At 54.6% G+C, this 13457-nt stretch carries 9 protein-coding genes, 1 pseudogene and 2 riboswitches; of the genes and pseudogenes, 8 read left to right on the forward strand and 2 right to left on the reverse strand.

Annotation, left to right across the window (positions count from 1 at the left end):
- The first annotated feature begins 59 nt into the window (after positions 1 to 59).
- A complete protein-coding gene (locus OHJ21_RS22405) occupies positions 60 to 1469 on the forward strand; it encodes a serine hydrolase domain-containing protein (RefSeq protein WP_486021187.1) in 1410 nt (469 codons plus the stop codon).
- A gap of 67 nt (positions 1470 to 1536) precedes the next feature.
- Here OHJ21_RS22405 and pruA read toward each other — a convergent pair.
- Positions 1537 to 3074: pseudogene (pruA, locus tag OHJ21_RS22410) on the reverse strand (L-glutamate gamma-semialdehyde dehydrogenase).
- Between the two features lie 203 nt (positions 3075 to 3277).
- Here pruA and OHJ21_RS22415 point away from each other — a divergent pair.
- The gene (locus tag OHJ21_RS22415; protein WP_100539835.1) at positions 3278 to 4198 is read left to right on the forward strand and encodes a proline dehydrogenase family protein; all 921 of its coding nucleotides are present in this window, start codon (positions 3278 to 3280) and stop codon (positions 4196 to 4198) included.
- A gap of 60 nt (positions 4199 to 4258) precedes the next feature.
- Here OHJ21_RS22415 and OHJ21_RS22420 read toward each other — a convergent pair whose 3' ends face one another.
- The gene (locus OHJ21_RS22420; RefSeq protein ID WP_486021188.1) at positions 4259 to 4723 is read right to left on the reverse strand and encodes a hypothetical protein; all 465 of its coding nucleotides are present in this window, start codon (positions 4721 to 4723) and stop codon (positions 4259 to 4261) included.
- Between the two features lie 133 nt (positions 4724 to 4856).
- A riboswitch (cyclic di-AMP (ydaO/yuaA leader) is annotated at positions 4857 to 5030 on the reverse strand.
- Between the two features lie 541 nt (positions 5031 to 5571).
- A riboswitch (cyclic di-AMP (ydaO/yuaA leader) is annotated at positions 5572 to 5739 on the forward strand.
- A 130-nt stretch (positions 5740 to 5869) separates the two neighbouring features.
- Here OHJ21_RS22420 and OHJ21_RS22425 point away from each other — a divergent pair.
- From OHJ21_RS22425 to OHJ21_RS22450, 6 genes are all read left to right on the forward strand, one after another.
- Positions 5870 to 6280, forward strand: coding sequence for a hypothetical protein (locus tag OHJ21_RS22425; protein WP_100539837.1), 411 nt, complete (start codon positions 5870 to 5872; stop codon positions 6278 to 6280).
- Positions 6281 to 6438: 158 nt separating this feature from the next.
- Positions 6439 to 6507, forward strand: a complete 69-nt coding sequence (locus OHJ21_RS22430; protein WP_353057785.1) for a potassium-transporting ATPase subunit F — start codon at positions 6439 to 6441, stop codon at positions 6505 to 6507.
- Positions 6508 to 6537: 30 nt separating this feature from the next.
- Complete coding sequence (kdpA, locus tag OHJ21_RS22435; RefSeq protein WP_486021189.1) at positions 6538 to 8217, forward strand: potassium-transporting ATPase subunit KdpA; 1680 nt, start codon at positions 6538 to 6540, stop codon at positions 8215 to 8217.
- Between the two features lie 21 nt (positions 8218 to 8238).
- Positions 8239 to 10272, forward strand: coding sequence for a potassium-transporting ATPase subunit KdpB (gene kdpB, locus OHJ21_RS22440; RefSeq protein ID WP_394057853.1), 2034 nt, complete (start codon positions 8239 to 8241; stop codon positions 10270 to 10272).
- Between the two features lie 81 nt (positions 10273 to 10353).
- A complete protein-coding gene (gene kdpC / locus OHJ21_RS22445; protein WP_486021190.1) occupies positions 10354 to 10980 on the forward strand; it encodes a potassium-transporting ATPase subunit KdpC in 627 nt (208 codons plus the stop codon).
- A gap of 2 nt (positions 10981 to 10982) precedes the next feature.
- Entirely contained in the window at positions 10983 to 13304 is a 2322-nt protein-coding gene (locus OHJ21_RS22450) for a histidine kinase (RefSeq protein ID WP_486021192.1), read from the forward strand.
- The last annotated feature ends 153 nt before the right edge of the window (positions 13305 to 13457 follow it).

The raw sequence follows: 13457 nt of genomic DNA on the forward strand, positions 1-13457 counted from the left end.
AATTTATCTTGTTATACAGGGAGAGGCGGAAAAGGATGAACATGAATACGGTTCAATTATTGCCAAGAAGTACCCCCGAAAACCAAGGAATCTCATCTCAGTCCATTGAGCGTTTTATCGGATCGATTCAGGAGAAACAGCTTGAACTCCACAGCTTCATGCTGGTACGGCATGGACATGTCGTAGCGGAAGCCTGGTGGAAGCCGTATCAAGCGGACAAACCGCATATGCTGTTCTCGTTAAGCAAGAGCTTTACTTCTACCGCGATCGGACTGCTGACCCAAGAGGGACAGATTGCGCTGGAGGATCGGGTGATCGGCTTCTTTCCGGAATACGCTCCTGAAGATCCCTCGCCGAATCTGTCCGCGATGACGATTCGTGATTTGCTGATCATGGGAACGGGACACGCCCAGGAGCCTGCCATGCCGTCCGATATTTGGGCGGCCGATTTTCTTAAACAAGCGGTTGAGCATGAACCCGGCACACACTTTGTATATAACAGCGCAGCGACTTACATGCTCTCGGCGATTCTGCAGAAGGTCACCGGCATCACGCTGCTGGATTATTTGCAGCCCCGTCTGTTTGAGCCGCTCGGCATTCATGGAGCCACCTGGGAAAGCTGTCCTCAGGGGATCAACACCGGCGGATGGGGACTTAAGCTGAAGACCGAGGACATTGCCAAGTTCGGTCAGCTTTATCTTCAGAAGGGGGTGTGGGAAGGCCAGCGCCTGATTCCGGAAGCGTGGATTGAAGAGGCAACCTCCAAGCAGATATCCAACGGACTTGCGGATTCCTCTTCGGATTGGACCGAAGGGTACGGCTATCAATTCTGGATGTGCCGCCACGGGGCCTACCGCGGTGATGGCGCATTTGGGCAATATTGCATCGTGCTGCCAGATCAGGATGCGGTGATTGCGATTACCTCCGGACTAGGAGACATGCAGGCCGTGCTGAATGAAGTGTGGGAGCATTTGCAGCCGGCGATGGGATCTGATGCCCTGCCGGCCGATACCGGAGCGGAGGCTTCTCTTACTGGAACGCTGCAAGCGCTAAAGCTGGATCCGCCAAGCGAAGAGGCGGCATCCCCGGTCGAGAAGGACGTCTCCGGGATCGTCTATGACCTCGAAGAGAATGAGGAGAAGCTGCAATCGTTCTCCATTCGTTTTGAAGAGGATGGCGCGGTGATGGAGCTTGCGGGGGAACGTGGCGTCAACTCGATTGCCTTGGGCAGGGGCGAATGGAAGTCGGGAACCACCTCACTGATCATGATGGCGGATAACGAGTATGCTGCCTCCATGACCTGGAAGGACGATCGGACGCTGGAGCTGACCATCCGACTGACAGAGACGCCATTCTACTTAACCACGGAATGCACCTTCGGTGAGGAAGGCATTCATCTTGCGTACTGGATGAATCAATCGTTCCAGGGCAAGGTGGTCCGGGAGATTAAGGGCAAGGTTACGGCGTGAAGCCAATAAACCAAGATACATTAAAAACCTCTCCATCGTCATGGAGAGGTTTGTTTGCATGCCGTAATTAGAATCGCTCCGACACCGCCTTTGCCTGCGTAAACAGGAGCAGGTAATCGCGCCCGCCGGCTTTGGAATCGGTCCCGGACATATTGAAGCCGCCGAACGGGTGGGTGCCCACCAAGGCGCCGGTGCATTTCCGGTTCAAATACAGGTTGCCGACGTGGAAATCGCGGCGCGCCTGCTCCAGGTGCTCGCGGTTGTTCGAGATCACCGCGCCAGTCAGCCCGTAGTCAGTATTGTTGGCGAATTGGATCGCTTCGTCGAAGGAGGCGGCCTTCGTGAAGGCGACCACCGGGCCGAAGATCTCCTCTTGGGAAATACGGGCGGTGCTGGCCACGTCCGCGAAGATTGTCGGCTGTATGAAATACCCCTCCGGATCGCCAGGCAAACCGCCGAGTACCAACGTGCCTTCAACTTTCCCGATTTCGATATAGTCCAGAATTTTACGGTAGGCCTTATCGTCGATGACGGGCCCTACCTGAATCTCGGCGTGAGTCGGACAACCGATCACCAGCTTCTTGGAGCGTTCGATGACCTTCTGCAGTACGGCATCGTAGACGTCTTCATGCACGATGGCTCTGGAGCAAGCTGGCCGGAGAAGCCGAATGCCGAAGCGGTGATCGCATCCGCCGCGAGATCCAGATCCGCCTCACTGTCTACGATAATGGCGTCTTTTCCGCCCATTTCGGCGATGACGCGCTTGATCCATCGCTGCCCCGGCTGCGTTTTGGCCGCGCGTTCCTGAATCCGCAGTCCGACGTCGCGGGATCCCGTAAAGCTGATGAACCTGGTCAGCGGATGATCCACCAGATAATCGCCCACTTCCTGGCCCGGTCCCGGCAGGAAGTTGACGACGCCCGGAGGCAGGCTGACTTCTTCCAGCAGCTCCACGAATTTGGCGGCGATGACCGGCGTGGTGCTCGCTGGCTTCAGCACAACGGTGTTGCCCGAGACGATGGCTGCTGTGGTCATGCCTGCCATAATCGCGAGCGGAAAGTTCCACGGCGGAATGACGATGCCGACGCCAAGCGGGATGTAATAGAGATGATTCTCTTCCTCCTCGTGAACCGTCAACGGCTGGGGCGCGCTTAGACGCTGCATTTCGCGTGCATAGAATTCCATGAAATCGATCGCTTCGGCCGTATCCGCGTCCGCCTCGGCACGCGTTTTGCCGGCTTCCAGCGTCATCAGCGCGGAGAACTCGAGCTTGCGCCGCCGCATGATCGCAGCTGCCTTATACAGATATCGTGCCCGTTCGCTCGGCTCGGTGTGCTTCCACGTCTCAAAGGTACGCGCTGCGGTCTGAATAGCTTGTTCGGCAAGCTCGGTATCGGCTTGGGATACAATGCCGATGACCTGACGTTTCCGAGACGGATTGACCGATTGTGCGGTACGCTCCGTATAGATTTTGGTACCGCCGATAACCAAGGGATACGATTGGCCAAGCTCGGCTTCGACCCCGGATAACGCCGCATCGTATAACTTGTTGTTCCACTCGTTGTTGAAATCCATAAATGGTTCGTTCCGAAAAGGTACGCGCATGGGAGGCCCCTCCTTAACATGATATGAATCGAAGCTTAAGGTCTATGGTCCAGCTGCTGAATGCATCATGGTGGGGTGTTTAGGATCTTCTGGTGAGAAGCTCTATGTTAGATATGTATGTCTTCCTGCATGCCGTCATGATTTTTGCATATGAGTTAAGATAGAGTGCATTTTGGTTTACCTTTTGCAAAGGGGGCGCACGCATGGACGGAACCGAGCTTTACCGTAAAGTGATCCTGACGGTGTCCGGTAATAAATTCGTGAAGTGGTTGTCGATCAAGTACGGCCGGAAATTGGCGGGCAGATTCATAGCCGGCGATACCTTGGATGAGGCGCTGGATGAAATTGAGAGGCTGAACGAGAAGGGCATTCTCGTCACGCTCGATCATTTGGGGGAGGGTATCACGACACTGGATGAAGCGGCCGGGTACAGGGAGGAGTATTTGAAGCTTGTGGAAGGGATTGCCAAGCGGGGAGTGAAATCGAACGTATCGCTGAAACCGACACAGATGGGTATGGCACTGGACCCCGAGATGGCTTACGAGAACATCAAGCTGGTGGCGAAAAAGGCGAAAGAGCACCGGAACTTCGTTCGTCTGGATATGGAGGATTCCCCGTACACCCAGGCCACGATTGACATGACACTGCGGCTCCATCAAGAGGGGCTGACCAATGTGGGGACTGTGATGCAGGCCTACTTGTTCCGTACGGAGGAGGACGTCAAGAATTTAATGCATGCCGGTGTTAATCTGCGGTTGGTGAAGGGGGCGTACAAAGAGCCTGGAACCATTGCCTTTCAGCAGAAGCGGGAGGTTATTGACAACTATAAGAAATTGATCAAAATGCATTTTGATCAGGGCGCCTACGTCGCGATTGCTTCGCACGATGACCACATCATCGACTGGGTGAAGGTGTTTGCCGAGCAGAGCCGCATAGACAAACAGGAATTTGAGTTTCAGATGCTGTACGGGCTGCGGATGAACGATCAGGCTGCGCTTGCGCAGGACGGCTACCGCATCCGGTGTTATATGCCTTACGGAACGATGTGGTACCCGTATTTCACCCGGCGGCTGGCAGAGAAGCCGGCTAACCTGATGATGGTGCTCAAAAATATGTTCAAGTGAGCGGGGGAAAACAACCAATTGCAATGGAAGCGAGGACGGTAGCTCTTTCTAGCTGCCGTCCTAGAAGAAATAATACGCCTCCGAGCAGTTCATCAGGTAGGAACGCTCCAGCGGAAGGCTACCTAACCGCTTACGGGTGATGTGCTGTTGCAGATTGGCCTCCAGATCGGCGAGGGCCGATACGGCGAGTTGCATCCGTACAGATCCCCATTGCTGCTGCTTCTGGGCATAGCGAACGGCCTCCGTCACGGGCATGCCTCTCAGCCTTGTAAAGACGGATGCCCAGCGGACCAGATCCGCGAACTCTCCCGTGCTTGGCAGTGCATATTCGGCATACCCGGCCGCGTTTTCGCAGCTGATTTTAAACAAACCGCAGTTACAGCCTTGATCGCTCGAGGGGATAAAGCGTTCAGCCGAGCTCTGGTCGAAACGGAACATCTCCATGTTGCGGATGGGCTCTTCACATATTACAGGCGATGCGGTTTCGATGACGGGTGCCAGTGCGGCCTCGATGAGTTTCGTCATGATCTACGCTCCTTTATAGGAATGTTATATGCACGGCAAAAAGGCCTGGTGAGCAGAGATACCCCGCTCTCCAGGCCTATTTATCGTTAGAGGCCCTACTCCAGTGGCCGCTTCCGCTTAAGGCTCGGGTGGTGTTCTCTCTCAAAACGCGCCTACGAGGTTAGCTGACGGATTCGGGCTTGAGAGCACCCTACCGCAGCGCCTGACCATCAGGCCTGCGGATTCACCCCGTTCACCAACAGAAGCCCCATTGGCGATTTTGGTTCCCCCGTCTCCCGATCTGTCGGGAGCTCAGCGTAAATGAATGTTTCGAATAGATGGATGAATCATACGCCGGAGGAATCTAAAAGTAAATGGCCATATGGGACGGATACATTCCGAAAATCGATAAAAACCGCAAAAGAAAACGTGTACATTGGGTCGTGTCATCTATTATCATGGCAAAATCTCGGTATCTCGATAGATTACGATAAATATAAGAAAACAAGAGAAATACATAGTATAGAGCAGTATTCTGGAGATAATGGACCGGAATTGGTCCGTTCCTGTTCGACATAACGCCACATGTGTTTTTGCTCACATTTACTTCCTGCAGGGCCAGACGTATGATACGAACTATGAATTGACGGACATCAGAGACAGGCAAATGGGCAGCCGATCCATGAAGGCCTACAGACAGTGTGAGAGCTCAGTTGGGCTCTTTTATGGATCGAATCTCGGGAGAAGGCACCATAGGCCTTCACTGAAATTGCAGGATGATGCGACTCTCACCGCTCGAACCTGATGCTGTGTTGTTTTGCTGGACCTGGATGTTTAGTCAATGGCTAATAGAATAACATGCTACTCGTTTTCAATTTTCGCTGAGTCCTTGAATGGAAAAGGAACGGGGGAACCAGTCGGGAGATGAATCTATCTCTCAGGGGTGAATCCCATGGACAAGATAACGGTCTATGGGTAGGGCGACTCTCACGCCCGAATCCGTCAGCTAACCTCGTAAGCGTATCGAGAGAGGCAACGATTGTCGTGGACTTGGGCCATGGTGTATTTCACCGTGTCCTATTAAGGAGCCTGCGGGAAGAGTTCTTCTCTTTCCACGGGCTTCTTTGTTGTTGCCTTCTCTTTCTGACCTTAGGAGGAGAAAAGAAGATGGAGAAACCGCAGGAATTCATCCTGGTATCCGCGCCGAACAAGGCCGGGGAGGAATTCGTCCGCCAGTTGATTCAAAAACATGTTTCGTTTGCGGCCATAGCCAACAACCGGGCTGAGCAGGAGAGGTTGCTGGATCTGGGCTGCAAACACATTATTCTGATTGATACAAGAGACGAGCAAACCTGGATCATTCCCGAGTTTTCCGTCAGCAAGGTGTTTCTGTTCGAAAGCAGCTTGAATTTGTGCTGTCGCTATTTACGGATTTGCCGGACTTGGACCGCAGAGTCGATTTATGTGATCACCCATTCCAGCAATCCGCGATTGATATACAAAGGGTTGGGTGCTGATGTGGTGCTTCATACGAACCATCGTCACGTGGCCTTTCTCATAGCGTCTATTGGCAGTTAAGCGTTTGGCTGATTTCACAACGAGTTTCGGGAGGTTGTATTCATGCAGGATTTAGTTATGTTGCTTATTTTGGGAGGAACCTACGGACTGCTCATGCTGTTTATGTCCTGGTGCGGGCGTGTGGTTTCGGAACCGGAGGCTGATCAGCCGTGATGATCATGTTGATATTCACGATTTTTATTTTTCTCTATTTGATTTATGCGCTGATTCACCCTGAAAAATTCTAGGGAAACGGCTGAAGGAGGAAGGCATTCGTCATGGGCATTTTACAAATTGCCATCGTTATACTCGTTCTGGTGCTGCTGGTCAAGCCGCTGGGAACTTATCTATACCAGGTGTTTCGCAATGAAAGCAATGGAACGGACAGATGGTTCTCCTGGGTGGAGAAACCGATTTTCGCTCTGATCGGCTTGAAAGAACGCAAAGGGATGACATGGAAAGGGTATGCCGTCAGCTTTGTGTTAACGAATATCGTGCTGGTTGCGGCGGGGTACTTGATTCTGCGGCTGCAAAAGGTGCTGCCGCTGAATCCGAACGGTATCGGTCATATGGAACCGACCTTGTCGTTCAACACGATCATCAGCTTTATGACCAATACGAATCTTCAGCATTATAGCGGGGAGTCGGGATTGTCTTATATGGCCCAGATGGCCGTCATTACGATGATGATGTTTACATCCGCCGCGACCGGGCTGTGCGTGGCGATTGCTTTTATCCGGGCGGTAACCAGCAAGGGCACGACCGTCGGCAACTTCTTTGAGGACTTCGTTAAGGCCCACACCCGGGTATTCATCCCGGCAGCGTTCATCATTGCGATGGTGCTGGTGGCGCTGCAGGTACCGCAGACGTTAAAGCCTACGCTCAGCGTCACGACGCTGGAAGGAAGCGAGCAGCAAATTGCGGTAGGACCGGTGGCTGCACTCGAATCGATCAAGCATCTGGGCACCAATGGGGGCGGGTTTATGGGAGCCAACTCGGCGCATCCATTCGAGAACCCGTCCCCGCTGACCAATGTGATCGAAATTCTGTGCATGTGGAGTCTTGGGGCGGCGCTCCCGTATACGTTCGGTTTGTTCGCCAAGAGCCGCAAACAGGGCTGGATTATTTTTTCGGTAATGATGACCTTATTTATCGGATTCCTGTCGCTGAACTATGCCGCCGAAACCAACGGCAATCCGGCGTTGAACCGCCTGGGCATCGACGTTTCGCAGGGCAGCATGGAGGGCAAAGAGGTCCGGTTCGGGATCGCCCAATCCTCCCTGTTTACGACGGTGACAACCGCGGCCACGACCGGGTCGGTTAACAACATGCATGATACGCTCACGCCGCTCGGCGGGATTACGCCGCTGTCCCTGATGATGCTGAATTCCGTTTTTGGCGGAAAAGGTGTTGGCCTGATGAACATGCTCATGTACGCGATCCTGGCGGTGTTCCTGGCTGGTCTTATGGTTGGCCGAACCCCCGAGTTTCTCGGCAGAAAAATCGAGGCCCGGGAGATGAAGCTGATTGCGATTGTCATTCTGGTACATCCATTGATCATCCTGGCTCCGACCGCACTTGCACTCATGACGGACGCGGGGCAGGCGGGCATTGCCCATGCGGGCTTTCACGGTATCTCACAGGTGCTTTACGAATACACGTCATCCGCGGCCAATAACGGTTCCGGATTTGAGGGTCTGTCGGATAACAAGCCGTTCTGGAACGTTACAACCGGACTGGTCATGCTATTCGGGCGTTACATTTCGATGATTGCCCTGTTGGCAGTGGGCGGCTCGCTGATGCGGAAGCAATGGGTTCCCGAGACGCTCGGGACGTTCCGGACCGATAATAAGCTGTTTGCCGGCATTCTTATCGCAGTGGTCCTGATTATCGGCGCATTGACCTTCCTGCCTGTGCTGGTGCTCGGCCCGATTGCCGAACATCTGACGATCCGTTAATAGAAAAGGTGGCCTATTTCCATGAATAATACGAGAAAAAAAGCAATGTCCAAAGAGATGGTACGTCAGGCGCTGAGGGACAGCTTCACGAAGCTGAATCCCGTCCTGATGATGAGAAATCCGGTCATGTTTGTCGTGGAAGCCGGGACTCTGGTTGTTCTGTTGATGACGATATTTCCGTCCTATTTCGGTACCGAGGGCAGTATCGGATTTAACCTGACCGTATTCGTCATCCTGTTGTTTACGCTGCTGTTCGCTAACTTCGCAGAGGCGCTTGCCGAAGGACGCGGCAAGGCGCAGGCCGATTCCCTTAAGCAGTCGAAGCAGGAAATGGCGGCCCATAAAGTAATGGAGAACGGAGGGGTTCAATCTGTGCCGTCAACGGATCTTCGCAAAGGGGATCTCGTGATCGTTACGCAGGGCGAGATGATTCCCGGGGACGGGGAAGTCATTGCGGGCCTCGCATCCGTTGACGAATCGGCGATTACCGGGGAGTCCGCCCCCGTCATTAAAGAAGCCGGCGGCGATTTCAGCTCGGTCACCGGGGGGACCCGGGTTGTCAGTGATACGATCCGCATCCGGATTACGAGCGATCCGGGGGAATCGTTTATCGACCGGATGATCTCGCTTGTTGAAGGAGCCTCCCGCCAGAAGACGCCGAATGAAATTGCGCTGAACACGCTGTTGATCGTCTTAACGCTGATCTTCCTGATCGTGGTTGTTACGCTCGCTCCGATCGCGAAGTATCTTGGCATCGAGCTGTCCGTTCCGGTGCTGATCTCGCTGCTGGTATGTCTCATCCCGACCACGATCGGGGGCTTGCTGTCGGCGATCGGGATTGCCGGCATGGACCGGGTGACGCAGTTCAATGTGCTGGCGATGTCGGGCAAGGCGGTGGAGGCCGCCGGTGACATCAATACGATGATCCTGGATAAGACGGGTACCATTACGTTCGGGAACCGGATGGCCAGCCAGTTGATTCCTGTCGGCGGCGCAACGCAAGCATCGCTTTCACAATGGGCAGGCGTGAGCTCGCTGCTGGATGAAACGCCGGAAGGACGTTCCGTGCTGGAGCTGCTGAAGAAGGAAGGCATTGAAATAGATGAAAGCATGACGGACGGGGCGGAATTCATCGAATTTAAGGCGGAAACCCGGATGAGCGGCATGGACCTAAAGGATGGCCGGAAGGTCCGCAAGGGTGCGGTGGATGCCGTCAAGGCGTGGGTGCAGTCGCAAGGAGGCCCCCTCCCTTCGGATTTGACGCCAAACAGTGACGCCATTGCGACAGAGGGCGGAACCCCGCTCGCTGTCGCCGTGGATAACCGCATCTATGGTTTGATCTACCTGAAGGATACCGTCAAACCGGGCATGAAGGAACGGTTTGACCAGCTGCGCCGGATGGGCATCAAGACGATTATGTGCACGGGCGACAATCCGCTCACCGCGGCGACAATTGCCCGTGAAGCGGGCGTTGATGATTTCATCGCGGAGAGCAAGCCCGAGGATAAAATTGCCGTCATCCGCCGAGAACAAGCCGAAGGCAAGCTGGTTGCGATGACCGGTGACGGTACGAACGACGCCCCTGCGCTGGCGCAGGCCGATGTGGGGCTGGCGATGAACAGCGGTACCACCCCGGCCAAGGAAGCGGCCAATATGGTGGATCTGGATTCGGATCCATCGAAGATAATCGAGGTGGTTGCCATCGGCAAGCAGCTGTTGATGACGCGGGGAGCGCTGACCACGTTCAGCATCGCCAACGATGTCGCCAAATATTTTGCCATCATTCCGGCGATGTTCGCGGCCGCCATTCCAAGCATGAATGTTCTGAACGTCATGGGACTGGGTTCTCCCATGTCGGCGATTCTTTCGGCGCTGATCTTTAATGCCATCATCATTCCGCTGCTGATTCCGCTTGCGATGAAGGGCGTGGCTTATAAGCCGATGAGCTCGGCGAAGCTGCTGCAGCGCAATGTGCTGGTCTACGGATTAGGCGGCGTGATTGTGCCGTTCATCGGGATTAAGCTGATCGATATGATCGTCCATCTTTGGATTTAGATAGGATAATCATACCGGGGAGATAGATATAACTCGAAGTTGTTTTACGCGGAAGATATGAAGGAAAGGATCGAGGAACCAATGAATAATCCATTGCAAAAAACATCACCGGCGCCTCATGCCAAGGTGGGTGCTGCCCGTATTCCCTTAGGCATTGCCCTAAGAATGAGTCTTGTATTTATCGTGTTATGCGGAGTTCTCTATCCGCTGGTTACGACGGGGGCGGCGCAGCTGCTCATGCCGAAGCAAGCCGGCGGCAGCTTGATCACGGATGGGGACGGAAACGTGGTTGGCTCGGAATTGATCGGTCAGAATTTTACAGAACCTCAATATTTTCACGGCAGGGTGTCCAGCATTGAATACAACGGAGCCGGCTCCGGCAGCAATAACTATGCACCTTCCAACCCGGACCTGATTGAACGAACGAAGGCCTCAATTGAAGCGTGGAAGGAGAACAACCCGGGCGTTCCGGTGAGCGAGTTGCCGATGGATCTGGTAACCGATTCCGGCTCCGGATTGGATCCTCACATCTCCCCGCAGGCCGCGGATATTCAGGTTCCGCGGATCAGCAAGCTGACCGGAATTGCGGAGGCAGAGCTTGATCAGCTGGTAAAGGATCATACGAAGGGACGGGATTTGGGCGTGTTCGGTGAACCGCGCGTGAATGTGTTGAAGCTGAATCTGGCTCTCCAAGAGCTTCTTAACTGATCATGGATCCCTTTCGGAGGAAATCGCCGGAGGAAATCTTGCAGTCGATTTCAAAGCTACATCAGGGACGGCTCAAGGTATATATCGGGGCTGTGAACGGATCGGGAAAAACCTATCATATGCTTCGCGAAGGACAGACCCTGAGGCTGCAAGGTATCGATATCGTCATATCCGCCGTATCCACGATGCAGCGTCCCGAAACGGTGGAGCAGGTCCGGCATTTGGAGCGGGTGCCCAGCATTCATTGGGTGGAGGACGGCGTAGAGAAGAAGGATCTTGATCTGGACCTGCTGGTGCAGCGCAACCCGGAGGTGGTGCTTGTCGATGGGCTTGCCCATCGGAACCGGAAGGGAGCGCGGCATGCCACGCGGCTGGATGACATCCGATTCCTGTTAAGCCGGGGAATCAGCGTCATCACGACGGTCAATGTGTATGAGCTGGAGGACGTGCAGGGCATTGCCGCCAAGTTGACGGGCATTAAAGCCAGCCATACGGTACCGGCCGATACGCTGGAGAGCGTCGATGAGGTGGTGCTCATTGACGTAACACCTGAAACGATGCTGGACCGGGCACAAGACGGCCTGCTTGGAGCGGGCAGCATATGGAAGCAGGGCAATCTGGCCGTGCTCCGGGAGTTGACGCTCCGCCTCGTTGCCGAAGGCGTGAGCCACTCGCTGGAGCGGTACCGCAAGGAACAGGGACTCGCCGGCCCATCGGGAGTCCATGAGCGTATACTGGTATCTACCCAATATCATTGGAACGGGTCCATCTATATGCGGCGCGGGCAGCAGATCGCAAAGCGACTAAACGGCGAGCTGTTGGCCGTCACATTTGTAAATCCGAGGTTAGAGCTTACCAAAGAACAGGCCGCCTTCAAGCGATCTTTACTAAAGCTGTCGCAGCGGATCGGCGCCAAGCTCGTAGAGCTGCCTCTTCATTCGCGGAGGAAGCTGGCTGACGTGCTGGTTCAATATGCGCTGGAGCATCATGTTACCCGCATTGTTCTTGGCCATTCGAAGCAGACGCGCTGGCAGGAGCTGTGGCAGGGTTCGATCATTCAGGATCTGCTGAAGAAAACGCGCGGGATGGATATTTTTATAGTTGCGGATCGGGCGGAACATGACGGGGAGCGGATCATCCCTGCACGGCTCCATCCACAGCGGCTCCCTTCGGGATCATTTCATCGCTTGAATGAACAGGAGCTGGATCAGAAGATTGAGCGGGTTAAGCGGGGACGGTTCAAGGTTTATATCGGCGCCGCCCCGGGCGTAGGGAAGACCTATGCGATGCTGCGGGAAGGCAACGATCTGCTGAAGAAGGGCCTTATGGTTCTCATCGGTCTGCTGGAGACGCATGGCCGGAAGGATACACGGGCACAGGTAGCTGATCTGGAGGTTCTTCCGCGAAAAGTGATGGACTACCAGGGAACGCGACTTGAGGAGATGGATACCGATGAGATCATTCGTCGCAGACCGGACGTGGTCCTCGTGGATGAGCTGGCGCATACGAACGTGCCTGGAAGCAAGTACAAGAAACGGTATGAAGATGTGCTTGACATTCTGTCGGCCGGCATTTCCGTCATTACGACCGTGAACGTGCAGCATCTGGAAAGCTTGAATGATGCTGTCGAGCAGATTACAGGCGTCCGCGTCCGCGAGACGATACCGGATCATATTCTGCAATCGGCCGCTGAGGTCCAGCTCGTCGACGTGACGCCGGAGTCTCTGCGGCAGCGAATGAAGGACGGGAACATTTATGCGAAGGAGAAGGTGCATCAGGCACTCAGCCAATTTTTCAAGACGGGAAACCTGATTGCCCTAAGAGAGCTTGCCTTAAGGGAAATTGCCGATGATGTGGACGAGAGACTGGAATCCTGGCAGCGCAGCGGCTCGCTTCGGGGGCCGTGGCGGCGCGAGGAGGTTATCTATGTCATGGTTGGCAGGGGCCCGCAAGCGGAGCGGCTCATTCGACGCGGCTTCCGGATCGCTCATCGGCTGAAGGCGAACTGGTATGTGGCGTTTCCTCTGGAGCGTCATCACAGTCTGTCCCCTGACGACGAGCAGCGCCTGACGGCGATTCGGACATTAACGGAGCGACTTGGGGGAACCTTCACGATGCTGCCGGTAAAAAGGGGGCCAGCATGCGCCTTTTCTTCTCAATGGGTCGCAGCAGCAGATGAGGCCAAGGCCACCCAGTTGATTATCGGCCAGCCGCAGATGGCCGGATGGAAGCTGTTCGCCCGGCTGAAATGGATCAGGAGCCTGTTAAGAAACGCAAGGCATATGGACGTGCTCGTGGTTACGGATTACGATCCGCATGTTTGACGGCTGAACTGCCGGGAGCTGAATGCTTTGAAAGGACCGGTGAGTCAGGAAACGATGGAAATGCTGAAAGTCCAGGAAGTGCAGAAAACGCGGATAACGCCACATCCCCGAAAACAAGAAGACCGAGAACGCAGCACACTCGGAAGCGCACGA

It is taken from the genome of Virgibacillus sp. LDC1 (assembly GCF_025792345.1).
Lineage (GTDB): Bacteria > Bacillota > Bacilli > Paenibacillales > Paenibacillaceae > Paenibacillus_AQ > Paenibacillus_AQ lautus.

Bases quoted from the DNA above. Each gene is read 5' to 3' on its own strand.
- OHJ21_RS22425 (WP_100539837.1), top strand. From the start codon at position 5,870: ATGGAGAAACCGCAGGAATTCATCCTGGTATCCGCGCCGAACAAGGCC.
- kdpB (WP_394057853.1), top strand. From the start codon at position 8,239: ATGAATAATACGAGAAAAAAAGCAATGTCCAAAGAGATGGTACGTCAG.
- OHJ21_RS22415 (WP_100539835.1), top strand. From the start codon at position 3,278: ATGGACGGAACCGAGCTTTACCGTAAAGTGATCCTGACGGTGTCCGGT.
- kdpA (WP_486021189.1), top strand. From the start codon at position 6,538: ATGGGCATTTTACAAATTGCCATCGTTATACTCGTTCTGGTGCTGCTG.
- OHJ21_RS22420 (WP_486021188.1), bottom strand. From the start codon at position 4,723: ATGACGAAACTCATCGAGGCCGCACTGGCACCCGTCATCGAAACCGCA.
- OHJ21_RS22450 (WP_486021192.1), top strand. From the start codon at position 10,983: ATGGATCCCTTTCGGAGGAAATCGCCGGAGGAAATCTTGCAGTCGATT.
- kdpC (WP_486021190.1), top strand. From the start codon at position 10,354: ATGAATAATCCATTGCAAAAAACATCACCGGCGCCTCATGCCAAGGTG.